Here is a 24,815-nt window from a genome sequence, read left to right as displayed (position 1 = left end):
CTGAGGTCAAGGCAGAGGGAACTCTACGCCGTCAAGGTCATCCAAGCGCCACGTTTTCTCGTGGTCGCGCATGTAGTTCAGCACCGCCTCCCCGGCGGTGGGCAGTCGACCAGACCCCGACAGGGAGTCCAGCACCAGTTGGCTCAACGCCACGTGGGGCAGACCGTTGACCTGGCGAATTCCGGAGAAAACGCTCGTATCGGGAGGTTGAAGCAGCAAGACGTCGGCCCCCTGGTTCACCGGGAGGAGACCCTGACCTTCCACCAGACGAGCGGTGGCCTCCTCGGTGGCATAGAGCATCGCCTGGCCGCCGATGGCCAGGGGGGCCACCGCCGCAGCTGCGAGCGGTCCGGTGAGGGCCATCGAGGTACGAAGCTTCTGGTGTTCAAGCAGCCTGCCGATGAAGGAGTCCAAGCCGTTGGGGGCGAGGAACCCGAGGAAGCGCCCTGGTCTCAGCAGGGACGTTTCAGAGGCGCGCAGGCGTAGGAGGGCCTCCCAATCAACCTTGACGACAATTCTGTTTCGGCGCCTGATAATCGCCTCCTCTTCTAATGCGTCCAGCAGACGCGAGACATAGGCGCCGCTCAGACCGGTCGCCTCCGCGAGCTCGATCGCCCGGTAGGGAGGGTGGACATCAGCCAGGACGCGGACCAGGCGTCCGGCGCGTGCGCCGCTCAACCCACGCTGAGCACCGGCTGTACGTGGTCGTGGATTCCGTGCGGCGCCCTGGGTTTCAAGCACTATGGCTGGTTGATTCATCCGGAAGGAGACGTTGCCGGTCAGGTCGATGTAGCCGCACTCCCAGCGAGACAGCAGGGTGCGCGTCTGCGGACTGATCCATGGAGCGATGACCAGTACAGCGGCGTCCTGACTGAGGCGGCGCATCAACGAAACCCGGGGCAGTAGCTCTCGCTCCAGGAGAACCGGGGTCCAACTCAGCTTGGCTTCTACCAGGACACGCCCGGTGAGGCTCCGGTCAGGGCTCGTGATGGTGACCAACGCGTCATGTCCGAGGTCCTCCGCCCGGAGGGAGTCGGCTTCCAGTGTCACTTGCCATTGCTGTCCCAGCATCTTGCGCAACCGGTCGATTCCCAGCTCCAGAAGTTGCTCTGGAGTACTGGGGAATCCACTGTCAGGGGTGCGCGTCATGACTCCAGGGTGACATGGCAAGCGTTGGGAATGCATGCCGAGTTGCCAGAGACGGCGAGTTGCCAAAAGTTGGCAACTCCCCGTCTCTGGCAACTTTGACCAATCGGGGTGGCCTTGGCGGCTGCAGGACAGTCGAGGGAAGCTCAGCGGGCGCTGGGGCGGGTTCAGTCCGGTGCTGATGTACGGGTTGGTGATGGCCTCGTCAAGGCAGGCCGTATCGTTGTTCGATCATTCTCTATATTCGGCATGCCGGAATTGCGATATATCCGAAAGGTGACGGATTGACCACAAAAGGTCACCATAGAGATTTTCAGGCGAAGATTTGCGCTTGCCGCACGGCTCCTGGGCGGCCTTGGCCGTTCGGCCCTTGCGTCTGGTCAGATTTCTCCGCTGCGGATGCCCGTCAGGAAGTCGTTCCAGGCTGTGGGGGAGAAGGTCAGCATCGGGCCGGACGGGTCCTTGCTGTCGCGGACAGCGACGAGGCCGGGCAGGTTGGTTGCGACCTCCACGCAGTCGTCTCCGTTGGGGCCGCTGTAGCTACTTTTGATCCAGGTGAGGTCGGGATGGATGGATTCCATGATGCTCGCCTCTACTTAAGGTGATCAATGAGTTTGGCCAGGTACGTGGCGGAAACCTCCGCACTGAGTGCCGACGCACGCGCATGGTCGAATATGAGCGTATAACTACGCAACTCTTCAGTGGTCTCCAAGTACAGGTCGCTTGTGGCCGTCTCCACGTAGACGATCGAGCCATCTCCCTCTTTGAAATCGAGAATCATGAACGAGCCCTCCATGGCGGCGTGTGCGCCAGCGGCATCAGGGAGGACCTGGACGGTGATGTGATCCCGTGCTGATAGCTCGATCACATGCTCCAACTGCCGCATCATGATCTCTGGGCTGCCGACCACCTTGCGCAACGCCGCCTCGTCGAGGATGACCCACAGGTTGGGCGGATTGTCCTGTCGGAGGATCTCCTGCCGGGCAAGACGTGCCTCAACGCGCCGGGCAATGAGGGTTTCGTCCATGACCCGGCCTCCTCGGAAGATGGCGGTCATGTAGTCCGGCACCTGCAACAGTCCGGGGATGAACAGGGCCTGGTAGGCGCGGATGTCGATGGCCGCCGCCTCGAACCCCGCGAGTGAACCCCTGAACACGTCGCTGTACTTCGACCACCAGCCTTTTTCGCGGGCTTGGCGGGCAAGGGTGAGCACGGCTTCATGCATGGCCTTGTCGGTAACGCCATAAAGGTCGAGCAAGGCACGAATGTTCGCCAGATCAGGCCTTACCCACCTATTTCCCTCCATGTAGGTCAATTTCCCTGGCGACCACGCCAAGTGCCGAACGACCTCTTCAGCGGTGAGACCAGCCGCTTTGCGTAATTTGATGAGTTCGGCGCTGAGTTGCCGTCGGCGCACCGTAGGACTGTTCTTCACACCGGACCTCCCTCAATCAAGTCTCCAGAGAGAAAATATTTTGAGGCAATAAACTTTGAGGCTTGAAAGTTGGCCGGGTCACGGTTCACTATGGACCCACCACCCCATGACTCAGAGTGAGGACACCATGACAGTTGGAGGTCGACCCCCGCAACGGCTCTGCCTGTTCGATGTGGTCGTGGTGGGGTCAGTCCTTCTCGTCGGCGGGTGTCCTCGCCGGGCTGACGAACGACCCGATCTGCGGGACGGTGTAGACCACCCCCTGGTCACGGAGGTAGGCGACCACCTTCCTGGCCGTGCCCCGGGCGATGCCGAACTCCTGCACCATCTGCACCTCGGAGGGGATCAGATGGCGCGGCGGGTACTGGCCGCTTTCGATCCTCGCTGTGAGGGTTTCCGCGACCTGGATCCATATCGGCCGATCGCGCTCGAACTCGATCATGGAGAGACGATAGACGGTCATGCTCATGGACGCTCATATGAGTACGAGCATGGACGAGCACATGTGTGGAAAAGGGCTGTGGAGGCTCGGAATCCGCTTCAAGACCAATAAAGCGGACCCGCCCGGTGCTGGAACACCGTGACGGGTCCTTGATCAGGAAGGCAGTCCTGACCCGTGAGCAACCCTAGTGCTCCCGTTCTCGACAGGCAGGCGGTCGGTGGTTGCGGCTGTTTCGCCGATACGCCGCCGATGCCGATGGGCTGTGCCACCTGCGGGCACGCCCCCTACGCGCACGGCTGTCCCGACCGGCCCGCCGACCACGAGTACGCCCAGCCGTCCGCCGCCCTGCTGGATGTCCGGTTGCGGGTCCGCCGGACCGGGGACCGCTCGCTGTCCTGTTTCGAGTCGCCCGCTCCCGTGGCCCCGGCCGGGACGATCCCGCCGGTGCCCGTCCAGCGCCGTCCCGATCAGGCCTCGCCTGCCCAGCGCCGTCCTGAGCAGGCCCCGCCGGTCGTGCCTGCCGTACCGGCGTCGTCATCCGGGCGGGGGCACTGCCGCCTGAGATCGGCCCGCCCGTCCAGACCCGCTCTCACAGACATGCCCCGGTCCGGCCCCACCGACCTGTCCCGGCTCGGCCACCGGCGCCATCTCGTGCCCCGTCCGAGACGAGCAACCACCTGCGCACCGAACCGAGTTTCGCTCACCCCGTCTCCGTACCGGCCTCCCGGGCGGTGCGGCGTACCCCTCCAGATCCTTCCCTGCTTCACAGAGCGGGCCCGTCCACCGCTACCGACGACCGGACGGGCCCTTGATCGGATGGAGGTCCAATCAATGAACGATGGTAGGCCCGCCCACCCGGAGCCGACCAGGCCCGAGACCACGATCCCCGGCTGGCGGCTGATTCTCAGCGACGCCGGCCGCCTCTGGGCCAGCCGGGAGGAGCCCTTCTCCCCGGCCGCCTGCGACGCCGGAGCCGAACGCACCGTCGACGGCGACAGCCTGGAGGCGCTGCGGGCCGAGGCCGACCGGCAGGAGGCCCTCGCCTTGGAAGCTCAGGAACGAGAGGCTCAGGACCGGGAGGTTCAGGACCGGGCGGCACGAGAGCAGGAGACTCTTGCCCCACAGGAACAGGCCCCACCGGAGCAGGCCCGACAGGAGCACGCCCCGCAGGAGCAGGCAGAGCAGGCCGAGCAGGTGATCATGTGATCCGCCGCTGCCTGAGCGCCGCGCGCGGGCGTCACCGCGACGGTCAGAGCATCACCCCGGTCCCGCGCTACACCTGGGACCACGACGCCCGCGCCGAGGCCGCGATGCTGGAGATCACCCGGCCGGGATGGGCGGTCCTGTACGGTACCGGCAGCCGGCTCTTCCACGCCATCGCCACCTGGCCCACCCCCGAGCCGCTGATCATCTGTGACCGGACCGTCGAGGGCCTGAAGGCGCAGATGCGGGAGGCTGAGACGAGCGCGCTGTACCGCTGGGCACTGACCTCAACCTCGGCCACCGTCGGCCACTTCTGAGCGGGCATGGCGACCCCATCCCTTCCCCGGTCCGGGGGCGCCGTGCCGTCGAAGCCGTATCGCGTAAGGATGAGGCGCGGTATGTGACGGGGGTGAGCCGGCGCTTGCTCGGGTTATGCGTCGAAGCGGCGGCGGGAGTCCTCGATGTGGCCGAGGTAGCGGCTGGTCCAGTCGCACATGCCGTCAACCGTCTTCCGTAGCGCCTGGCCCGACTCGAGGAGGGTGTACTCGACCCGTGGCGGCACGGTGGGGTGCACCTTCCGCTCGACCAGGCCGTTGCGCTCCAGCATGCGCAGGTTCTGGGTGAGCATCTTGTGGCTGATGCCCTCGATCTCGTTCCGCAACTCGCCGAAGCGCAGGGTGCGTTCCCCCAGGGTCTCGATGATCAGGAGCGCCCACTTGTTGGCGATGTCCGAGAAGATCTCCCGCGCCAACGAGTCCGCGCGTGTCAGGTCCGCTTCCCGGGGCGAGCCGCTGAACTGCTTGGTCACCATGAGGTTCCCCAGTCACTGAAAAGTGCGTTCTTCCATGTCAGTGGACACTCTCTTATGGTTTCCAAGTAACCACAAGAGACCGGGAGCGCCTTGGGTCGCTGGAAGCGGAGCCCGATGGCTCTCCCGACGAGGGAGCGGACAACATGGCCATCACCCTGGTGAACCCCGCCGGACTGCCGGAGATCGACGTCTACCGGCAGGTGTCGATCGCGACCGGGTCGAAACTGGTCTTCGTCGCCGGGCAGGTCGCCTGGGATGCCGACGGGGTCACGGTCGGCGAAGGTGACCTCGCGGCTCAGGTCGAGCGGTGCTACCTCAACGTCGGAACGGCCCTGGCCGAGGTCGGTGCCTCCTTCGACGACGTGGCGAAACTGACCGTCTATGTCGTCGACTGGACCCCCGACAAGATGCCGCTGTTCCTGGAGGGGCGCGCTCGGGCGGCCGCGAAGCTGGGGGTCACCCCGATGGCCCCGGGCACGCTGCTGGGCGTCGCGGCCCTGTCCGTGCCCGAGCACCTGGTCGAGGTCGAAGCTACCGCGATCATCGACTGAACAGATGCTTCTCCGTGTGAGTCGAGGGTCAGGTGCGGCGTGCGGCCCAGACGGTGCGTTCGGTGCGTACCGAGAGGTCGTCGCGGCGCAGGGTGCTGTCGGGACCGTCCGTGTCGAGCAGCCGGTCGAGCGCGGCCCCGTCGAACCACCCACGGCCACTGAGGCCAACTGAGAAGTGGTATCCAGGCCACGCTTCTCAGTCAGTTCTCAATGATGGCGGGCTCCTGCGGGCTCCTGCGGGCTCCAGCGGGGGTCACGTCCTGCCGGGGGTGATCCCGTACCGCCGGAGCCGTTCGGCCTCGCCGGCGCGGCCCAGCCGTCTCAGCAGGCCAATTGCCTGCCGCAGGGCGCCGGGGAGTCCCAGCTCGGCGGCGCGCAGGTAGGCGAGGACCGCCCTGTCCGGGTGGCCGGTCTCGCGCAGCAGGACGGCGGTCCAGGTCAGGGCGCCGATGTCGCCCGCCTCGGTGCGGGCGCTCAGCCAGGTGAGGGCCTCCTCCGCCCGGCCTGTCTCGTACATCAGGTCGACCGCGTGGTCCAGGGCGTCGGTGTCGCCGGTCTCGGCGCGGGCCCGGAGCCAGGTGATCGCCTCCTCGGAACGGCCCAGCTGGTACAGCAGGGCGGTGAGCCGCCCGAGGGCGCCGACGTCGCCGGTCTCGGCGCGGGCCCGCAGCCAGGTGACCGCCTCCTCGGCCCGCCCCGTCTCCTGGAGCAGCTCGACCGCCTTCCACAGGGAATCGGTGTCGCCGGTCTCGGCGCGGGCCCGCAGCCAGGTGATCGCCTCCGCGGTCCGGTCCGCCCGCTGGAGCAGCTCGACCATCCGCCAGCCGGCGTCGGCGTTCCCTGCGTCGGCGGCGTGCCGGTAGGCGGCGAGGGCCTCCTCGGTCCGGCCCGTCTCCTGGAGCAGCTCGGCCATCCGCCGGTCGTCGCCGGTGTGCCCGGCGTCGGTGGCGCGCCGGTACGCGGCCAGGGCCTCCTCCAGGTGACCCTCCCGGTGCAGCAGTGCTGCCATCGACCAGTGCGAAACGGTGTTTCCCGCCTCGGCGGCGCGCCGGTGGGCGGCGATCGCCTCCGTGGTCCGCCCCGCCCTCTCCAGGAGGTGCGGCAGCAGATCGAGGGCGGGACGGTCACCGGTCTCCGCGCGGGCGTACAGCCAGGTGATCGCCTCCCCGAACCGGTTCGACTCCCGCAGCAGCTCGACCGCCTCTTCGAGGGCGAGGCGGTCGCCGGTCTCGGCGCGGGCGCTCAACCGGGTGATCGCCTCCTCGATCTGTCCCGTCCGCCGGAGGAGGCCGATCGATCGCCAGTAGGCGTAGGTGTCGCCGGTCTCGGCACGGGCGCTCAGCCAGGTGATCGCCTCCTCGGTCCGGCCCGTGTACCGGAGCAGCTCGACCATCTTCGAGATCGCGCGGTGGTCACTCTTCTCCGCGCGGGGTTTCAGCCAGGTGATCGCCTCCTCGGCCCGTTCCGACTCCCGCAGCAGCTCGACCGCCTCCCACAGGGCGCCCGTGTCACCCGTCTCGGCGCGGATCCGCAGCCAGGTGATCGCCTCCTCGGTCCGGCCCATCTCCCGCAGCAGGGCGACGGCCTGCTTGAGGACGTGGCCGTCACCGGTTCTCGCGGCGCGACGGCAGGCGGCGATCGCCTCCTCCCTGCGGCCGGCCCTGTACAGCAGGGACGCCAGCCACTCCGGGGCGTCGACGTTCCCGGTCCTCGCGCCGCGCAGGTAGGCGGTGAGGGCCTCCTCGTGGTGTCCCGCCCTGTCGAGGAGCGCCGCGGTCCAGACGGGAAGGCCGGCGTCGCCGAACCAGTCGTGGGCCCACAGCCAGGTGAGCGCCTCCTTGACCCTTCCCCCGTCCACGAGCAGGGCGATCGCCTCCCTCGGGGCATCGGCGTCTCCCGCCTCCGCGGCGCGAAGGTAGGCGGCGATCGCCCTCTCGCGGTGTCCGGCCCTGAGAAGGACGGCGGCACGCCGGCCGATGGCCTGGGCGTTGTCCGGCCCGCCGTGGATCCGCAGCCAGGTGAGCGCCTCCTCGGTACGGCCCGCCTCCCCGAGCAGGGCGATCGCCTGCCGAGGGGCGTCGGGGTCACCGGCCGTGGCGGCGGCCCCGTACAGCAGGAGGGCGTGGTGGTAGAGACCGCGGGCCCGGGCCTGGGCGGCGAGGCGCGGCAGGTCCTCGGGGCCGGCGTGGAAGACCAGCGCGTCCCACAGGGCCGCGGGAGCGGGACGTGTACGGCGCTCGGCGCGACCGAGCTGCTCCAGGTGGTCCGCCAGCCGGTAGCGGGGGTACGCGGACGGCTCGTCGCGGCGGGGGCGGACGCGCGTGAGGGGACCGTGAACACCGCAGGCGTAGGCCAGGGCCCGTTCGAACCAGTCCCGGGGCAGGGAGCCGTACTCGTAGCCGGTCAGGTAGTCGAACGCGGCGGTCTTCAGGAGGGCGTGCGGAAGGGCGGGGCCGTGCCCCACGCGCCTGGCGTCCATGGCGGCCTCGATCACGGCCTTGGCCGGGGCGGGCGCGTTGCGGTACCGCTCCACCATGCCGGGCACGCCGGTCAGGTACTGGACGATCCGGCCCTCGCGGGCCCCGGCGTACGCGCGCTCCAGACGCGGATCGCCGCCCGCCGCGTCGCGTACCGCCTCCAGAGGGGAGCCGGCGAAATGATCGGGGACGTGGATGGCCGCGCCGGTCACCAACGCCCGCGCCTGGGTACGGGGGTCGGCGCCGCCGCTCGCGGGAGTCGCGGTGAGGGCGGCCCAGTATTCGGGCCAGAGGGTGCCCAGGAGCAGCACCGGACCGCGCTCCGGGTCGCCCACCAGGGCCCGCAGCCCGGCGGCGACGCGCTCGCCCAGGCCGTCGGCCGGGGTGAGCAGGTAGGACTGCGCCTCGTCGAGCCACACGACGGTCCGCGGCGCGATGGAGCCCAGGGCCAGGACGGTCGTCTCGGGACGGCCGCGATCGTCCGGATGCCACACCCGCCACCCGCCGGGCAGCAGCCGCACGGCCTCCCAGCAGGCCCGGGTCTTGCCGGTCGACGAGTCGCCGACCAGCATCGCGACCGCGCTGTGCCCGGCCACCGCCCGCCGTACGGCGGCGGCCAGGCGGTCGTCGTGGGGGCGCGGCACGTAGGCGGGCAGGCCGGGCATCCCAGCGGCCTCCGCGCCCGCGTCGATCGCCCGGTGCACCCCCAGCGAGAACGGGTCGGCGAGCGAGCGGATCGGCAGCCCGGCCGCCGAGGCCAGGCGGGCCCTCCTCCACAGCTCGCGACCTCGGCCGGCGGCCTCGACGGGGTCTCGCCGGGCCAGACGGGCCAGCACGGTGATGACGGCCGTCAGGTCGGCCTGGCTGGGAGGCAGTTCCGCCGAGGCCAGCATCCGGCGGACGGTCTCGCCTCCGGGGGCATCGGGGCCGGGGAGGTCGCCGGTGATTCCCTCGGCGATGTCGTCGAGAGTGGGGGCTCCGGCTTCCAGGTACAGCTCGTGCAGCAGGTCCCCGAGGTCACGGAGCGGTCCCTGAGGGGGCTGCGAGCGGACGAACGGGAGCGGCCGTCGCCGTACGTCGCCGCCGTTCTCATCGCCGTTCTTCATTTCTTCTCGCCACTCATCGCAACATCATCGCTCTCTATGGAGCCTGCGAAAGGTGTAGATCGACAATAATATGGTGACAAATATGCTTCTTTTGTAAGCGAAGGCCGGTTTCCCGATGGCATGGTGCTCGTGGGACGTGCTTGGATCGGAGTCGTCGATGCGGAAAGGGACCTTTCCACTGTATGAACCGATAATGGGTATTTAGACGTTTTCAGCGCATGTTCAGGGGATATTTCCGGGCTTGGCGAGCGAATCCGAAGGCCCCACCGAACCCGCCGGACCTGTGGAACAGGCCGGACGTGCCGAATGGGTCGGTGCCCGCCGGTGGAAAGCCCTGCCTGCCGGTGGAAAGCCCTGCCGCCGCCCTGCCCCCCGCACCGCCCCGTGCCCACGCTGTTCCGCATTGTCCCGCGCCGCGATCGCGGCGATCATCGCGTAATGAAGTGGCGCCGGTCCATGAGCCCCTGTTTGGATGCGGGTCATGATTGCCACTGAAGGCTCGGGGGCCCTGCTGGACCTGATCGAGCACTACTACGACGCGGTTCCGCGACGCGAGGCCAGGGCCGAGGACCACGGGCCGCTCACCTTGTTCGTACGGGAGGGCGCGGGGTGGCCCTTCTACGCGCGCCCGGCCTCCGGGTGGTCCGGCCCGGCGCTACCGAAATGCGGGCCAGTGCTCCGGCCTTCAGGCCGGGGAGCGCGTCAACTGCGGTATCTCTCGAGCATCTGGCTGCCGACATCGACATATCCGGCGAACAGCCCGATCACATCTCGGAGCCGGTCCTGCGCGGGACCGGGATTCACCAGGGCCTCGCCGTCGCGCAGGGCGGCGATCAGGGTCCTGGCCCGCGCATGGCTCGCCTCCAGCAGCGACTCGATCCCTCCCGTGGCTTCGACCAGGAGCCTGCGGCTGCCGGGCTGCGGAATCACCTTGGCGAGTCCCCAGGAGTCCAGCTGCCGCACCGCGGTGCTCACCGCTCCCTTGCTCAGTTGGAGCTCGGCGGCGATCACGTCGAGAGAGGTCGCCTCCTCCGTCACCAGCAGCAGCCCGTAGACGCGGCCGGTCGCGTGGGGGAGGTTCCATGAGGCCAGCAGGTCACCCACCGAGGTGATGAACGCGCGACGCCCGGCCGCGCTCACCGCTGTGTCCGCTTCGACGCCGAGATCCTCCGCAGGAACGCCTCGATCGCCGCATTCACCGCATGAGGGTTGTCCTGGTTGGAGATATGACCCGCGCCGGGGACGACGACCTCTTCGACGCCTTCGGCCGTGGCCCACCTGGGCATCGCCGAGGTGATGTTGCCGGTACGGTCTCGCTCACCGCGAATCAGGCACAGAGGTACCGGCGTGCGATAGCCGGGGTCCGGGTCGAGGAACTCCACGGTCGCCCGCCACACCTGGACGAACTCCTCCTTCGACAGCTGGGAGAACGCCCGTCGCGCGTCTGCCCGCGCGCCCTCCGTCACCGCGGAGGCCTCGGCCATCATGCCCGGAAGGCGCCTGGCCGAGATCATCGACAGACTCGGCGCGGCCGCCTTCACCAGCAGACGCTCTTTCCACGACAGCGGTGCGGTGTTCCAGGTTGAATCGATGACGATCAGCGCCCGGGCGAGGTCCGGACGCCGCCGGACAACGGTCTGGCTGAGATTGCCGCCGAGAGACTGCCCCACGAGCACGGGCCGGTCGAGCGCGAGGTGTTCGATGAGCGCGCACAGGTCCGCGATCGCCCGCTCGGCGGTGAACCGGACACCGGCCGGGCGAGACAGGCCGTGGCCGCGCATGTCCCAGGTGACGACCCGGTATCCCCGGGCACGCAGGTACTCGCTCTGGGCGTCGAACATCACGTGATCGGCTCCGGCGCCGTGCGAGAACACCAGGGGCACACCGTCGCCACCGCTGTCGGCGTAGTGGAGAGCGCAACCGTGCAGTGGGAGCACCGACGATATATTCACCATCTACTAAATATAGTGAATATATCTCCTCGACGCAGATCACCCCTTCAGGCTCGTGGAGGGTCATGGTGACGCCGGAAGGACTCCCGGTTCGAGCGGCCTGGATCACGCGGAGCCCGCGACGGAGACGAACCCGGAACCGGGCCGGTAGTGGGGAGACTGGTGCCGGAAGTAGGTGTTGTAGACCTGGCAGTAGTGACCACCGCGAGCCAGCAGCGTGGTGTGGTCGCCCTCCTCGACGATCCGGCCGTGATCGAGCACGATGATGCGGTCGACGTGCTCGATCGTGGACAGCCGGTGCGCGATGACGATGGAGGTGCGGTCGGCCAGCACCCGGTCCAGGCCCTCCTGGATCTGGGCCTCGGTCAGCGGGTCGACGCTGGCGGTGGCCTCGTCCAGGACCACGATCGCCGGATCCTGGATGAGCAGGCGGGCCAGCGCGACGAGCTGGCGCTGGCCCATGGACAGGGCGCGGCCGTGCTCGCCGACGTCGGTCCGCAGGCCGTCGGGCAGGGCGTCGATCCAGTCGCCCCCGCCGACCGCCGCGGCCGCGGCGAGCACCTCCTCGTCGCCCGCCTCCGGCCTCGGGTAGCGGATGTTGTCGGCGACGGTGCCGCTGAACAGGAACGGAACCTGCGGCACCGCGCCGATCTGCCGCCGGTATCCGGCCAGGTCCAGCGTGCGGACGTCGCGATCGTCGATCATCAACCGGCCGTCCTGGAACTCGTAGAACCGGGTGATCAGCTTGCTGAGCGTGGACTTTCCCGCACCGGTGTGGCCGACCAGCGCGACGCTCTCGCCCGCCTCGATGGTGAGGTCGAAGTCCCGCAGCACGGGGCTTCCGGCTTCGTAGCCGAACGTGACGCCGCGGAACTCGATGCGGCCCGCCAGCCTGCCGACCGGCTGGGGGTCGGTCTGCACGACCCGGGGCGGGGCGTCGATCAGGGCGAAGACCCGCTCCGACGCGGACAGGCCCTGCTGGAACTGGGACCAGAACGCGGCGATGGAGGTGAGCGGGAACCAGAAGAGCGAGACGCCCTGCAGGAAGAGGAACCAGTCGCCGCCGGACAGGCCGCCGCCGAGCACGGTGGTGCCGCCCAGTTGGACGAGCGCGACCGTGGCCAGCCCGGCGACGAGGAAGAGCACGGGGAAGATGCCGGAGAAGACGAACCCCTGCCTGAGCGTCACCTGGTAGCTCTGCTGGTTGATGGGGCGGAACTCCTCGTAGACCCGCTGCTCCTGGCGGAAGTTCTTGGCGACGGTGATGCCGCCCATGGTCTCCTGCAGGGTGGCGTTCACCCGGCTCAGCGAGCGTTGTGCCCTGCGGGTGCTGCTCCGGGCGACCCGCCGGAACAGCAGGGCGATGCCCGTCACGATCGGCACCACGAGCAGGGTCAGCAGGGCTAGCTCGACGCTGCGCAGGAAGAGCAGGACCGTGACGAAGCCGACCATCAGCACCTGGCTGATCAGGTCCATCGTCAGGGTGGAGACGGTGGCGAAGTCATCGGTGTCGGAGGTGACCCGGCTGACGATCTTTCCCGACGGGGTCTCGTCGTAGAACGACAGGTCACGTTCGAGCACGGCGTCGAACGCGTCCTGGCGGAGGTGCAGGACGACGTCGCCGGTCACCTTCGCGCTGTGCCACTGGCGGACGAAGTTGAACAGCCAGCCGAGCACCCCGGCGAGCAGCAGACCGGCGGTGAGCTGCCAGCCCACGTCGCCGATCGTGCCGTCCTCGATCCCGTCCACACCCCAGCTGACCAGCAACGGCATGGCCGCCTGGCTCAGTGAGAACAGCACGATCATGACCGCGACCAGGATCATCGATCCCAGCTTCGGCCGGAAGTAGGACATGATCCGGCGAAGGAGGTCACGATCGCTGTAGGTGCGGTCGTAGTCCTCGGCGTCGAGGCCGTCCATGATGAAGCCCATCAGCCCTGCGCTCCCTGCTCGCCCGCGAGGACCACGGCCGGGTCGGTGGTGTTGCCGGACACGGTGCCGTCGGTGCCGTCGGCCACGTCGACCTCGTCGTAGTGGGCGAAGATCCGCCGGTAGAGACGGCTCCGGGTGAGCAGTTCGTCGTGCGTGCCGTAGTCGACCAGCTCGCCGCGGCGGAGCAGCAGGACCTTGTCCGCCCAGCGGATCTGGGAGAGCCGGTGGGTGATCAGCAGGGTGGTGCGCCCGTCGAGAACGCGGCCGATGGCCTGCTGGATCCTGTCTTCGGTGGCGGAGTCGATCGCACTCGTCGAGTCGTCGAGCACGAGGATCGCCGGATCCGTCAGCAGGGCCCGTGCGATGGCCAGGCGCTGGCGCTGGCCGCCGGAGAGGGTGATGCCGCGCTCACCGATGACCGTGTCGTAGCCGTCGTCGAGCTCGCCGATGAACTCGGCGGCCTGGGCCTCCTCGGCCGCCCGGACGACGGCGTCCCGATCCGCCCGCTGGCCCAGCCCGAAGGCGATGTTCTCGGCCACCGACCGGGAGAACAGCACGATGTCCTGCTCGATGGTGGAGATCTGGGAGCGCAGCGAGTCGAGGTCCCACTCGCGGACGTCCACGCCGTCGACCAGGATCCGGCCCGCGGTGACGTCGTAGATCCGGGGGACCAGCTTCGCCAGGGTGCTCTTGCCGGAGCCGGTCTCGCCGACGATCGCCACGGTCTCGCCCGGCCGCACGGTGAACGTCACATCGCGCAGCACCGGCTCGTCCTCCCCGTAGCCGAACGTCACGTTCTCGAAGACGATCGCCCCGCCGATCGGCGCGGCGTGGCCGTCGGCGCGCTGCCCGAGCTCGGTCTCGGTGTTCATGATGCTCAGGATCCGGCGGGAGGACACGATGCCGATCTGGACCAGCGAGAAGGTGAAGATCGACATGCTGGTCGGGAAGCCCAGCATGGCCACCAGGCCCATGAAGGCGACCAGCTCGCCGATCGTGACGGCGCCCGCGGCGTGCAGGTGGAGGCCGTGCCAGAGCGAGCCGGCCATCGCGAAGGCGAAGAGCAGGGTCGGCAGGTAGCGGGCCTGGACCAGGCCGTTGTGGACGAAGGAGTCGCGATAGCGCCGCGCCCGTGTCCGGAACCGCCGCCGCTCCTGCTCCTCCTGAGCGGTCACCTTGATGACCTCGATGCCGCGGACGGCCTCGTTCAGCCCGGCGTTGAGATCGCCGAACTGCTCCCGCATGCGGGTCGCCACCGGGTTGAGCCGTCTCATGTAGTGCCAGAGCGCGGCCACGAAGGCGACCGCGAAGACACCGGGCACCAGCAGCAGCCGCGGATCGATCGCGGCGATGAAGACCAGGGGCACGAGGCCGCTCAGGCCGGAGTCGACGATCAGGTCGACGCCCGGACTGATCATGGTGGAGAGCTGCCGGATGTCGTTGGCCGCACGCGCCATCAGGTCGCCGACCCGCTGCCTGTTGTGGAAGGTCTGGCTCTTGCCGAGCAGGCTGACGTAGAGCTCGTCCCTGGCGTCCCGCTCCAGCCGCTTGGCCAGGACCTCGCTGGCCAGCCGCGCCACGAGGTCGAAGGCGCCGCGCGCCAGCACGACCGCGAGCAGCCCCAGCGAGATCGCGCCCAGTGCCCGTGCCCCGCCGCCGTCCTCACCCAGCACGGCGTCGAAGGCCGCGCCGGTGAGCCCGGGGACCATGGCGTTGAGCACGACCATGATCAGTGATGCGCCGAGGAAACCGGTCAGCTGGAGCGGATGGCGGCGAAGATGGGACCAGAGCCAGCGCACCGGACCCCGCCTGTCGTGCGGGCGGCCGGATACGGAGAACTCCGAACTGCTGGTGACCACGAGCTCGCCCCCGAGCGGATCGATGATGGGATCGAACTTGTTTTCTATCACCGGGCACCGACCGTTTCCCATCGCATTTTCCGGCCCCCGCCCCGCCTCCGCTCCGGCCTCGCCCGACCCGGCCTACCCCGCCCCACCCCATGTCCGAGAGACCGGTTGGCGGGCACCCTGCGCGGGGGAACTCTGCGTTCGATGTAGTCGGCCGCGGATCCCCAACGATCGGCATGCCCCTCGCACTTAGCCTGGAGCGGAACGGGCCGCGAAGGGGAGTGGTGTGAGCGATCTCGTGCCGTCGGAGGGGGAGCCGCGGCTGGAACGGCACCGAAAGGAGCTGACCGGCTACTGCTACCGGATGCTGGGGTCGGCATTCGAGGCGGAGGACGCGGTCCAGGAGACTTTGCTTCGCGCCTGGCGCGGTTTCGACCGTTTCGACGAGCGCAGGGCATCGCTACGGACATGGCTTCATCACATCGCGACCAACATCTGTCTCGACATGCTCAAGGGGGCGCAGCGGCGTGCCCGCGCCATGGACCTCGGCCCTGCCTCGTCCCCGGGGCCGGCTCTTGGAGCGCCCCTTCCCGAGCACGCCTGGGTGCAGCCGATCCCGGACCGCCGTGTTCTGGCGGAGGACGGTGACCCTGCCGAGCTCGCCGTATCGCGGGAAACGGTCAGCCTGGCATTCGTCGCCGCCCTGCAGCACCTGCCGCCCCGCCAGCGAGCGGTGCTGATCCTGCGCGACGTGCTGTGCTAGCAGGCGGCCGAGGTGGCCGAACTTCTCGGCACCACCGTTCCCTCGGTCAACAGCGCCCTGCAACGGGCCCGCGCGACGCTCGGAAAGGCCGGGCCGCCCGCCGCCGAACCGTACCGGCCACTGGATGGCGAGCAGCGGGCACTGCTGGCCCGCTACGTCGACGCGTTCGAGCGTTACGACGTCGAGGCGCTCGTCTCGCTGCTCCACGAAGACGCCACGATGTCGATGCCGCCGTTCGGGTGGTGGCTTCGCGGCCGGAAGGACATCCGCCGCGCGCTGGTCGGCTCGGCCGGCCCCTGCAGGGGCTCGCGACTCGTCCCCACCGTGGCGAACGGCACGCCCGCGTTCGGGCACTACCTACCCGACGGCGAGGGAGGGTACCGGCCGTTCGCGCTCCAGGTCATCGAGATCTCCCGGGGCCGGCTCACCGGGCTGACCTCCTACCTCGACGATCCGCGCCTGTTCTCTCTCTTCGACCTGCCGCCGGCTCCGCGATGAGTTTCGGTTGTCCGCGTCGTATCACCTGTCGACAGTCGGACGACACGGAGAGGACATGATCACAGTGGCTGACTACGTCGAGGTCAACGGCGTGCGCACGTGGTACGACGAACACGGCCGGGGAGAGCCGCTGGTGCTGCTGCACGGCGGTTTCAGCGATGCGAGAGACTTCACGGGGAACCTCGACACGCTCGCCGACCACTTCAAGATCTTCACACCCGAGCGCCGCGGTCACGGCCACACCCCCGACGTGGAGGGTCCCATCACCCTCGACCTCATGGTCGATGACATGATCGCCTTCATCGACAAGGTCGTCGGCGAGCCCGTGCACCTGGCCGGATACAGCAGCGGCGCGATGGTCGCGCTGGTGATCGCCCTGCGCCGTCCTGACCTGGTCCGCAGGTTGGTGCTCATCAGCGGGGGCTTCCACCACAGCGGCTGGATTCTCACGCCGTCGGCCGGAGGCGAGATGCCCGAGCAGGTCGTCGCCGCGTACGCCGAGGTCTCACCGGACGGCCGCGATCACTTCCCGGTCGTGGTCGCCAAGATCGTCGAGGCCGCCGGCGACTCCTTCTCGCTGAGCGAGGAGGAGTTGTCCACTATCAGCAGCAGAACGCTGGTGATGGCCGGCGACGACGACATCATCCACCTCGAGCACACGCTGGCGCTCTACCGGGCCGTCCAGGACTCCGAACTGGCCGTCGTACCCGGTACCTCGCACGTGCTCCTGCACGAGAAGCCGGAGCTGTGCACGCGACTGGCCGCCGACTTCCTGACCAAGGATCCGGTGCCCACCTTCGTGCCGATCAGGCGAGCACCCTGACTCAGGTCTTGCCGTGGCAGGGACCTGGGGTGTCGGGCCGGGGAAACCCGTCGGGAGCGATCACGACAAGGCGCCCTGGTCTGCCCCAACCCAGATATCTCAGATGAAAACACAGGTCAGTAGATGCTTCAGTACAGGGAGTGACTCGATGGGAACCGAAGATGAAGCCGATCTGCCCAAGCTGCCCGCTCCGGCGCGACGGGCACTCGCCGGAGCCGGTTACGCACGCCTGGAGCAACTCGCCGAGCTCAAAGAGGCCGAGGTCATGCAGCTGCACGGCATGGGGCCGAAAGCGATGAACACGCTCCGCGCGGCCCTCGAAGAGCGTGGACTGTCGTTCCGCGACGGCTGACCCGAGCGAGAAGCCGTGATCTGGCGGCGCTCCCCCGCGTCGCTGGATCGCCGCCCGGGTCGGCTGTCGCGGAACGCCCGTATGCCACAGAGGTGTTCACACTCGACACGCGAGACGTCCGGCCCAGGTCCCGGCGTTCCCTCTCCTGCCGGGACACCGAGCCGCGCCGTACCCGGCGGAAATCGGGATGCCGGTGAGTGAAAACGGCAGGTACGCTGCGCGAGGACCTTTGGAGAGGAATCGTCGTGGGGCACGTTGAGGTTGGCCATCTGACATACGTCCTGCCGGATGGGCGGCCGTTGCTGGACGACGTGTCCTTCCGGGTCGGCGAGGGGGTCAAGGCGGCGCTCGTCGGGCCCAACGGGGCGGGCAAGACGACCCTGATGCGGCTGATCGCGGGCGACCTGCAGCCGGTCGACGGGAGCGTCGCCAGCTCCGGTGGCCTGGGCATCATGCGGCAGTTCATCGGCAGCATCCGCGACGGCAGGACCGTGCACGACCTGCTGGTCAGCGTCGCCCCGGGCCGCGTGCGGGAGGCGGCCGAGCGGCTCGACGCCGCCGAGCTCGTGATGATGGAGCGCGAGGACGAGAAGGCGCAGATGCGCTACGCGCAGGCCATCACCGACTACACCGACGCGGGCGGCTACGACATCGAGGTGCTCTGGGACACCTGCACCATGGCCGCCCTCGGCATGCCGTACGACGACTGCAAGTACCGCGAGGTCAACACGCTGTCGGGCGGTGAGCAGAAGCGGCTGGTGCTGGAGGCGCTGCTGCGGGGGCCCGACCAGACGCTGCTGCTCGACGAGCCGGACAACTACCTGGACGTGCCGGGCAAGCTCTGGCTGGAGCGGGCGCTGCGCGAGACGGCCAAGACGGTGCTGCTGGTCAGTCACGACAGGGAGCTGCTGGCCAACGCGGCCGACCGGATCATCACCGTCGAGTCGGGCAACATCTGGGTCCACGGCGGGGGCTTCCGCTCGTACGCGCAGGCGCGCAGGGAGCGCAACGAGCGCCTCGACGAGCTGAAGAAGCGCTGGGACGAGGAACACGCCAAGATCAAGCGCCTGGTCCTCATGCTGAAGCAGAAGGCCAAGTACATGGACACCATGGCCGCCGCCTACCACTCGGCCCAGACCCGGCTGCGCAGGTTCGAGGAGGCCGGGCCTCCGGAGGCGGCGCCCAAGGAGCAGTTCATCAGCATGCGGCTCAAGGGCGGACGGACCGCCAAGCGGGCGGTGATCTGCGAGAAGCTGGAACTCACCGGCCTGATGAAGCCGTTCGACCTGGAGATCTGGTACGGCGAGCGGGTCGCGGTGCTGGGTTCCAACGGCTCGGGCAAGTCGCACTTCCTGCGCCTGATCGCCGGGGAGGAGGTCAGGCACACCGGCGTGGCCAGGCTCGGCGCCCGGGTCGTCCCCGGCCACTTCGCCCAGACGCACGCCCGCCCCGAGCTCATCGGCCGGACGCCCTGCGAGATCGTGATGACCGAGCACGCCCGGCTCAAGAACGAGGCGATGAAGGTGCTGTCCCGCTACGAGCTGGCCGGGACCATCGCCGAGCAGCGCTTCGAGACGCTGTCCGGCGGCCAGCAGGCCCGGTTGCAGATCCTGCTGCTCGAACTGTCGGGCACCACCCTGCTGCTGCTGGACGAGCCGACCGACAACCTCGACCTGGCCAGTGCCGAGGCTCTCCAGGAAGGGCTGGACGCCTTCGACGGGACCGTGGTCGCCGTCACCCACGACCGCTGGTTCGCCGATGACTTCGACCGGTATCTGGTCTTCGGCGCGGATGGGAAGGTCTACGAATCATCCGAACCGGTATGGGACGAGGCCAGGGTTGTCCGGCAGAGGTAAAGACTCGGGCCGTTCCCGGCGTGTCCAGGTGGGCGGGAGACCGTCACCGGTTATCACGGCTAGGTGACGCACAGCACCCGAATCGTCGGCGCCCTCGCCCTTCTCCTCCTCGTCGGATGCGCCGGATGCACCGACGACCAGGAGGAGACGAAGCAGGCCGCCGCGCTCCAGCCGATCGCGGTCAGGGAGCAGGCCTCGTCCATCATCAAGGGCGATGATGGGTACGTGGTGAACTGGGCCGGAGTGCTCGCCAACACCAACCCGTGGCACTTCGGCGAGCACGTCGTGGCCACCGTGGTGGCCAAGAACTCCGAGGGCAAGGAGGTCGTCCGGCTGGAGCAGCCACTGGACGCCGTGCCCCCCGCGGGGACGCTCCCCTTCACCGGCCAGGTGGTGACCCAGGACAAGCCCGCCGCCGTGAGCATCGCGTACCGCCCGGCGCGCTGGCACCAGGCGGGCCGGATCGTCTCGGCCTTCCAGCCCTTCCCGGTCCGCGAGGTGCTGACCGACCGCACGGCCGACGGCGACTATCTCGTCACCGGCTACGTCGGCACCCCGTACGTGATACCGGCCCGCAGCCTGGCCGTCACCGCGCTGCTGCGCGACAAGCGGGGCAAGCTGCTCGGCGGCGGGAGCACGTTCGTGGACAACGTCCAGGCGGGCCAGAAGCGCCGGTTCATCCTGCAGATCAAGAGCGTCGAGGACACCCGCGACATCGCCTCCGCCGAGGTGACCGCGCGCACCTGGGGGTCGAGCAGCCGCCCCTTCGAACAACTCGCCCTCGGCGGTTCGCTGCCCCTGAACACGGTCAAGCCGAAGATGCCGCCGTTCGTCAAGGACCGGGGCAGGCAGGCGCCCCTCGCGGGTGCCGCTCGTCCGTGACCGCTCGTTCGTGCGTCGGTCCTGGGCCGCTCGTCCGTGACCGCCTGTCCGTGCGTCGGTCCTGGGCCGTCCGTCCGTGACCGCTCGTCCGTGACCGTCCGCCCACGGCCGGCGGTCCTTCCTTGGCGTACCAATAGGCATGATTAGTTCGATTAAATGGCTATTCATCAATATTTATGATTGCTATTAGTGGCAGGTTTTTACTCGAATCGTTGACATGGCGAAGACAGTCGGAGTCACCGTACGCGAATCGCTGGAATTTCCGGTTACCCGGCGTTTACCTTCGATTACATGACTGACAGTGTCCTGGTCGCGGCGTTGTGCGCGAGGAGCCCCGGAGCCCTCGCCGATCTCTACGACTCATACGCGGAAAGCGTCTACCGATACTGCCGCTCAATGCTCGCCACCTCCGACGCCGCGGATTCGGCGCTCCTCGGCACCTTCATCGCCGCCGAGGCCCATATTCACGCGCTCGCCGACTCCCGTCGGCTGGAGGCGTGGCTGTACGCACTCGCTCGGGGGGAGTGCGTACGGCGTCATCTCGCCGGGGGGCGCGACTCGCCGGTCCCCGCCCCGGTGTTCGCCGCCGGAGGCGACGCGGACCTGCGGGTGATGGCGTGGAACGCCACCCGGAGCCTGTCGGCCGACGACCGTGAGGTCCTCGACCTGAGCTGCCGGCACGGCTTCGGGCCCATCGACCTCGCCGCGGTCCTGGACGTCACCCCCAAGGTCGCCGGTGCGCTGTACGAGTCGGCGAGGGAGCGTCTGCGCGACGTCGTCACCGCGGAGGTCCTCGTCCGCAAGGGGCCCTACGACTGCGCGAGCCGGGCCCGCATGCTCACCGGCTTCACCGGTGAGCTCACGCCGGAGGCGCGCGAGCGGGTCATCCGCCACGTGAACCGCTGCGACACCTGCGCCCCGCACCGGGTCAGGCAGGTCTCCGCGGCCAAGGTCTTCGACCTGCTCCCCCTGGTCGCGCTCCCGCCCACGCTGCGCGCGTGGGTGATGAGCCACTTCACCGACCCCGAGCGGGTCCCCTACCGGCGCGACGTCGCCCGCCTGGCCGGCCCCCTCGACGGTGCCGGGTTCCCCGTCGGCAGGGGGCGCGGAAGTCGCCGGCCCCACGCGCTGGCCGGCGCGGCGGCCGCGGCCGCCGCGGTGGTGGCCCTGGCCCTGGTCCTCGCCCAGTCGGTGGTCGACCCTGGAGGCTCGGGTTCCGGCGTCGCCTCGGGTACGTTCCCGGCGGTGGCGGAGCCTCCGGACACCCGGATACCGGGGGAGTCCCGGCGGGGCGGCACGTCCGCGCCGCTGGATCCCGTCGGGGAGGGCGTGGCCGTCGAGCGGATCGGTTCGCTCGGGATGACGGCGCCGGTCAGTGCCACCGGGCCCGCCTTCGGGGATGACAAGAAGGGGATGCCGGACCTGACCGGCCCTTGGACGGAGGCCTCGCCCCGGCGGCCGGGTGACGGCTCGTCCGGCGACGGAGCGGCCGATCCCGCCCGTGAGGGACCTTCTGCCGACGGGCCGGCCGACCGGCCGGCCGCTCCGGCGGACAACCCGGCCCAGCCGTCCCTGCCCGTGTCGCCCGTGTCACCCGTGTCGCCGGGATCTTCCGGGATCGGCACGCCGGACCGGCACCCCCCGTCCCGCGACCACCACGGACACTCCTCCCGCCGCTGCGGGATCACCCACCGACCGGCGGACCCGGCGCCCCCACGGGCGAATCCCGGCTCCCCACAGGCGGACCCGACACCTCCGCGGGCGAATCCGAGGCCCCCGAGAGGGGAGCACAGGCCTCCGCGCGCGGTCCCTCGGCCGCCGCGGGCCGATCCGGAGCCGCCGCGCGCGAACCCCCGGCCGTCGCACGCCGATCCGCGACGCCCGCGGGCGAACCCCGGCCACCCGAGGTCCGGTCCGCGGCAGGTCCCCGACGATTCCCGACCGGCTCCCGCCGGTCCGGGGCGGACCTCGGACGGCGCGGGTCGCGGGGGGAGCCCGGGTGGCCGGAGCCCGGAACGGATCTCGAACGGCTCGGGCCATGGGCGGACCCCGGACGGCGCGAGCCGTGGGCGGACCCCGGACGGCGCGGGTCAGGGGCGGCCGTCGGGCGATCCAGGTCGGGGCCGGTCCTCGGGGGGCTCCCCATCGGCCTCCACCGGTACGAATCCCGCCGCCCCGCCCTCGCGGCCGGAGTCTCCCGCCCCCTCCGGGACGGCTGCCATACCGGCCTGATCGATCTGACCGGCTTCACCGGTCTGCCGCCGCCTCCCCGTTCCCCGTTCCCCGGTCCCTGCCTCCCCCGTTCTCCGCCTGTTCTCCGCCCCTTGCCGTCCCCGTTCCCCGGCCTGCGCCTCCTCCGAACTCCGAACTCCGAACTCTGTTCTCTGTTCTCCGGCCCCTGCTCTCGGCCCGCCCCGGACCTTCGCCGGGCGGGCCGTACGGACGTCCGGGGAGAAAACCGCCGCGCACCCGCCGTACAGGAGATCGGGTGTGAGATACGGGGGCCGAGGCCCCTGCCGACGGGGGTATTGTGGCGGGCGGTGACTACGGGGTGTGAGTGACATGTGTGCGGAGAGTGACGAGCGGGAATGTTGAGGTAGGCCGCCGCCTGGCACGCGGCGACGCGCCGTGTCGTGCGGCGGGACCGCGACACGCGGTGAGACCGCGACACGCGGTATTCAAGGGGACTCCGGGGGGAGACGCATGCATTCAGTCAGACGGCGCCGTCATGCCGCCGCGGTGGCGGGCCTCGCCTGTTGCCTGATCGCCGGGCCGGGGCTCCCCGCCGGCGCTGTTCCTGGCCGGCCGGGGCCGGGCGACGCCGCGCCGGGCGGTGTGTCGGGCCCGTCGGCCGACGAGGTGGCCGAAGCGCGGGCACTGGCCCGCGAGCGCGGGGAGAGGCTCGGCTCGACCACGGTCCTGGTCGCCGAGGCGCAGGCCAGGCTGGAGGAGCTGGTCGCCCAGGCGGAGCGGCTCGTCGAGTCGTACAACGGGGAGCTGGTCAAGACGGCTCGCGCCAAGAGGCTCGCCGAGCAGGCGGCCGAGCGGGCCAGGACGGCGGGCTCCGAGGTCGGGGAGGCCCGGGAGGCGGTGGCCGCGATCACCGCCCAGAACTACGGCGGGCTGGACATCGCCCAGCCCATGATGGCCATGATGACCGACAGCGGCGGCCCCACGGACGACGGCTACCTGCGCAGGGCCAGCATCCTCGCCCACATGGGCGGAGGGCAGGCGGAGACGCTCAAGCAGCTACGCGAGGCCCAGGAGGTCTTCGCCATCCTCCAGGCGCAGGCGGACGACGCCTACGCCGTGCAACGGGAGGCGCAGGCGAGGGCCGAGGAGACGAAGCTCGCGGCACAGGAGGCCGTCGCCAGGCAGGTCGACGAGACCCGGCGGATCAAGGAGGAGCAGGCGCGGCTGGAGAAGCTGGCCGAAGAGGCGCGCGGCGCCGCCGACCTGCTCGCCAGGAAGCGTGAGGCGGCCCTGGAGCAGGCCAGGATCGCGAGGGAGAACGCCGAGCGCGCTCGGTATCAGGCGGCCGCCGCGCGCCGCGAGGCGGCGCGGATGGCGGTGGCCTCGGGAGAGCCCGCGTCACGCTGGGCGCTCAACGTGACGGCCGGTTCCGCCAGGGGCGACATCGCCGCCGACTGGGCGCTCACCCAGCTCGACAAGCCGTACGTGTGGGCGGCCGACGGGCCGGCCGCCTACGACTGCTCGGGGCTGACCATGCGGGCCTGGGAGCGGGTCGGGGTCGTCATGGACCACTGGACCGGCACCCAGTGGACCGCGGGCCCGCACGTGCGGCTCAGCGAGCTCCAGCGGGGCGACCTGCTCTTCTACGGGCAGATCACCCAGAACCCCGGCGACATCCACCATGTGGGGATCTACATCGGCCGGGGGCTGATGGTGCACGCCCCGCAGACGGGGGATGTGGTCAGGGTCGCGCCGATGTGGCGCAGCGACCTCGTCGGCGCGACCCGTCCCGCGTGACGACCGGCCAAGGACCGACCGGCCAAGGACCGACCGTCCGATGGGCGACCGTTCAAAGGCCGGCCGTTCGACGAACGACCGGCTGAAAACCGATCATCCGATGAACGACCGGTCAAAGGACGACCGTCCGGAAGACGACCGGCCAAGGGGCGGCCGGCCGAAGACCGGGCAATGATCCGGTCACGAATCAGTGCTTTCCGTGGACCTCGTCCTTGGCGCGCTTGATGGAGCGGACGATCTCCTCTTCGGCCTCCACCCTGCCGACCCAGTTGGCGCCCTCGACCGACTTGCCGGGCTCCAGATCCTTGTAGACCTCGAAGAAGTGCTGGATCTCCAGGCGGTCGAACTCCGGCACGTGGTGGATGTCGCGGATGTGTTCCATCCGGGGATCGGTGGCGGGGACGCACAGGACCTTGTCGTCGCCGCCCTTCTCGTCGGTCATGCGGAACATGCCGACCGCCCGGCACTTGATCAGACAGCCGGGAAAGGTCGGCTCCTGGAGCAGCACCAGGGCGTCGAGTGGATCACCGTCCTCGCCGAGCGTGTCTTCGATGAAGCCGTAGTCGGCGGGGTACTGCGTGGAGGTGAAGAGCATGCGGTCGAGCCTGATGCGGCCTGACTCGTGGTCCACCTCGTACTTGTTCCGTTGCCCCTTGGGAATCTCAACGAGAACGTCGAACTCCACCGCGGTTCCTCCACTCAGGCCCCCGGGCACCCCCGGTTGGGCGTTAATGTCTCGTAGGCGATTT

The 24,815-nt window shown here is 69.5% G+C and carries 22 protein-coding genes; 11 read left to right on the top strand and 11 right to left on the bottom strand.

Features of this window, described 5'->3' with window-relative positions:
- Window positions 1-6: 6 nt before the first annotated feature.
- From ACTOQ1_RS30390 to ACTOQ1_RS30375, 4 genes are all read right to left on the bottom strand, one after another.
- Window positions 7-1,149, bottom strand: coding sequence for a helix-turn-helix domain-containing protein (locus tag ACTOQ1_RS30390; RefSeq protein WP_440071383.1), 1,143 nt, complete (start codon window positions 1,147-1,149; stop codon window positions 7-9).
- A gap of 377 nt (window positions 1,150-1,526) precedes the next feature.
- Window positions 1,527-1,727 (bottom strand): DUF397 domain-containing protein, encoded by a 201-nt coding sequence (locus tag ACTOQ1_RS30385; protein WP_440071382.1) that lies wholly within the window; start codon window positions 1,725-1,727, stop codon window positions 1,527-1,529.
- Window positions 1,728-1,738: 11 nt separating this feature from the next.
- On the bottom strand, window positions 1,739-2,581 hold the full coding sequence (locus ACTOQ1_RS30380) for a helix-turn-helix domain-containing protein (RefSeq protein ID WP_440071381.1): 843 nt from the start codon (window positions 2,579-2,581) through the stop codon (window positions 1,739-1,741).
- A 187-nt stretch (window positions 2,582-2,768) separates the two neighbouring features.
- On the bottom strand, window positions 2,769-3,023 hold the full coding sequence (locus tag ACTOQ1_RS30375) for a GntR family transcriptional regulator (protein ID WP_440071380.1): 255 nt from the start codon (window positions 3,021-3,023) through the stop codon (window positions 2,769-2,771).
- A gap of 831 nt (window positions 3,024-3,854) precedes the next feature.
- On the opposite strand from ACTOQ1_RS30375, the gene ACTOQ1_RS30370 reads away from it, so the two are divergent.
- Both ACTOQ1_RS30370 and ACTOQ1_RS30365 read left to right on the top strand, forming a co-directional pair.
- Window positions 3,855-4,229, top strand: a complete 375-nt coding sequence (locus ACTOQ1_RS30370) for a hypothetical protein (protein WP_440071379.1) — start codon at window positions 3,855-3,857, stop codon at window positions 4,227-4,229.
- The gene (locus ACTOQ1_RS30365; protein WP_440071378.1) at window positions 4,226-4,543 is read left to right on the top strand and encodes a hypothetical protein; all 318 of its coding nucleotides are present in this window, start codon (window positions 4,226-4,228) and stop codon (window positions 4,541-4,543) included. The genes ACTOQ1_RS30370 and ACTOQ1_RS30365 overlap by 4 nt, the downstream gene beginning before the upstream one ends.
- Before the next feature lie 113 nt (window positions 4,544-4,656).
- Here ACTOQ1_RS30365 and ACTOQ1_RS30360 read toward each other — a convergent pair whose 3' ends face one another.
- Window positions 4,657-5,037, bottom strand: coding sequence for a winged helix-turn-helix transcriptional regulator (locus tag ACTOQ1_RS30360; RefSeq protein ID WP_440071377.1), 381 nt, complete (start codon window positions 5,035-5,037; stop codon window positions 4,657-4,659).
- 143 nt (window positions 5,038-5,180) lie between these two features.
- On the opposite strand from ACTOQ1_RS30360, the gene ACTOQ1_RS30355 reads away from it, so the two are divergent.
- A complete protein-coding gene (locus tag ACTOQ1_RS30355; protein ID WP_440071376.1) occupies window positions 5,181-5,588 on the top strand; it encodes a RidA family protein in 408 nt (135 codons plus the stop codon).
- A gap of 253 nt (window positions 5,589-5,841) precedes the next feature.
- Here ACTOQ1_RS30355 and ACTOQ1_RS30350 read toward each other — a convergent pair whose 3' ends face one another.
- The 5 genes from ACTOQ1_RS30350 to ACTOQ1_RS30330 all read right to left on the bottom strand — a co-directional run bounded on the left by ACTOQ1_RS30350 (window position 5,842) and on the right by ACTOQ1_RS30330 (window position 14,965).
- Window positions 5,842-9,171: a hypothetical protein gene (locus tag ACTOQ1_RS30350; RefSeq protein WP_440071375.1), complete on the bottom strand. Its 3,330-nt coding sequence runs from the start codon at window positions 9,169-9,171 to the stop codon at window positions 5,842-5,844.
- 702 nt (window positions 9,172-9,873) lie between these two features.
- Window positions 9,874-10,311, bottom strand: a complete 438-nt coding sequence (locus ACTOQ1_RS30345; RefSeq protein WP_440071374.1) for a GbsR/MarR family transcriptional regulator — start codon at window positions 10,309-10,311, stop codon at window positions 9,874-9,876.
- Window positions 10,308-11,126 carry an alpha/beta fold hydrolase gene (locus ACTOQ1_RS30340; RefSeq protein WP_440071373.1) on the bottom strand — a complete coding sequence of 273 codons (819 nt, stop codon included), beginning with the start codon at window positions 11,124-11,126 and terminating at the stop codon, window positions 10,308-10,310. The genes ACTOQ1_RS30345 and ACTOQ1_RS30340 overlap by 4 nt, the downstream gene beginning before the upstream one ends.
- A 102-nt stretch (window positions 11,127-11,228) precedes the next feature.
- Window positions 11,229-13,055, bottom strand: coding sequence for an ABC transporter ATP-binding protein (locus tag ACTOQ1_RS30335; protein WP_440071372.1), 1,827 nt, complete (start codon window positions 13,053-13,055; stop codon window positions 11,229-11,231).
- Window positions 13,055-14,965, bottom strand: a complete 1,911-nt coding sequence (locus ACTOQ1_RS30330; RefSeq protein WP_440071371.1) for an ABC transporter ATP-binding protein — start codon at window positions 14,963-14,965, stop codon at window positions 13,055-13,057. Before ACTOQ1_RS30330 ends, ACTOQ1_RS30335 begins: the two co-directional genes overlap by 1 nt.
- 223 nt (window positions 14,966-15,188) lie before the next feature.
- Here ACTOQ1_RS30330 and ACTOQ1_RS30325 point away from each other — a divergent pair, with 223 nt between their 5' ends.
- The 8 genes from ACTOQ1_RS30325 (at window position 15,189) to ACTOQ1_RS30290 (ending at window position 24,066) form a co-directional block, all read left to right on the top strand.
- The gene (locus ACTOQ1_RS30325; protein WP_440071370.1) at window positions 15,189-15,665 is read left to right on the top strand and encodes a sigma-70 family RNA polymerase sigma factor; all 477 of its coding nucleotides are present in this window, start codon (window positions 15,189-15,191) and stop codon (window positions 15,663-15,665) included.
- A 12-nt stretch (window positions 15,666-15,677) separates the two neighbouring features.
- Window positions 15,678-16,163: a nuclear transport factor 2 family protein gene (locus tag ACTOQ1_RS30320; protein WP_440071369.1), complete on the top strand. Its 486-nt coding sequence runs from the start codon at window positions 15,678-15,680 to the stop codon at window positions 16,161-16,163.
- Window positions 16,164-16,218: 55 nt separating this feature from the next.
- On the top strand, window positions 16,219-16,986 hold the full coding sequence (locus tag ACTOQ1_RS30315; protein ID WP_440071368.1) for an alpha/beta fold hydrolase: 768 nt from the start codon (window positions 16,219-16,221) through the stop codon (window positions 16,984-16,986).
- 148 nt (window positions 16,987-17,134) lie between these two features.
- The gene (locus tag ACTOQ1_RS30310; protein ID WP_440071367.1) at window positions 17,135-17,338 is read left to right on the top strand and encodes a DNA-binding protein; all 204 of its coding nucleotides are present in this window, start codon (window positions 17,135-17,137) and stop codon (window positions 17,336-17,338) included.
- Between the two features lie 245 nt (window positions 17,339-17,583).
- Window positions 17,584-19,194, top strand: a complete 1,611-nt coding sequence (locus tag ACTOQ1_RS30305) for an ABC-F family ATP-binding cassette domain-containing protein (protein WP_440071366.1) — start codon at window positions 17,584-17,586, stop codon at window positions 19,192-19,194.
- 63 nt (window positions 19,195-19,257) lie between these two features.
- A complete protein-coding gene (locus tag ACTOQ1_RS30300; RefSeq protein ID WP_440071365.1) occupies window positions 19,258-20,076 on the top strand; it encodes a hypothetical protein in 819 nt (272 codons plus the stop codon).
- Window positions 20,077-20,367: 291 nt separating this feature from the next.
- Window positions 20,368-22,308, top strand: a complete 1,941-nt coding sequence (locus tag ACTOQ1_RS30295) for a hypothetical protein (protein WP_440071364.1) — start codon at window positions 20,368-20,370, stop codon at window positions 22,306-22,308.
- 471 nt (window positions 22,309-22,779) lie between these two features.
- Window positions 22,780-24,066, top strand: coding sequence for an NlpC/P60 family protein (locus tag ACTOQ1_RS30290; protein WP_440071363.1), 1,287 nt, complete (start codon window positions 22,780-22,782; stop codon window positions 24,064-24,066).
- A 187-nt stretch (window positions 24,067-24,253) separates the two neighbouring features.
- Here ACTOQ1_RS30290 and ACTOQ1_RS30285 read toward each other — a convergent pair whose 3' ends face one another.
- Window positions 24,254-24,751 (bottom strand): inorganic diphosphatase, encoded by a 498-nt coding sequence (locus tag ACTOQ1_RS30285; RefSeq protein WP_329087576.1) that lies wholly within the window; start codon window positions 24,749-24,751, stop codon window positions 24,254-24,256.
- Between the last annotated feature and the right edge of the window lie 64 nt (window positions 24,752-24,815).

The organism is Streptosporangium sp. OZ121, from assembly GCF_051918885.1.
Taxonomy (GTDB): domain Bacteria; phylum Actinomycetota; class Actinomycetes; order Streptosporangiales; family Streptosporangiaceae; genus Streptosporangium.
This window is presented reverse-complemented; position numbering and strand designations above follow the sequence as displayed.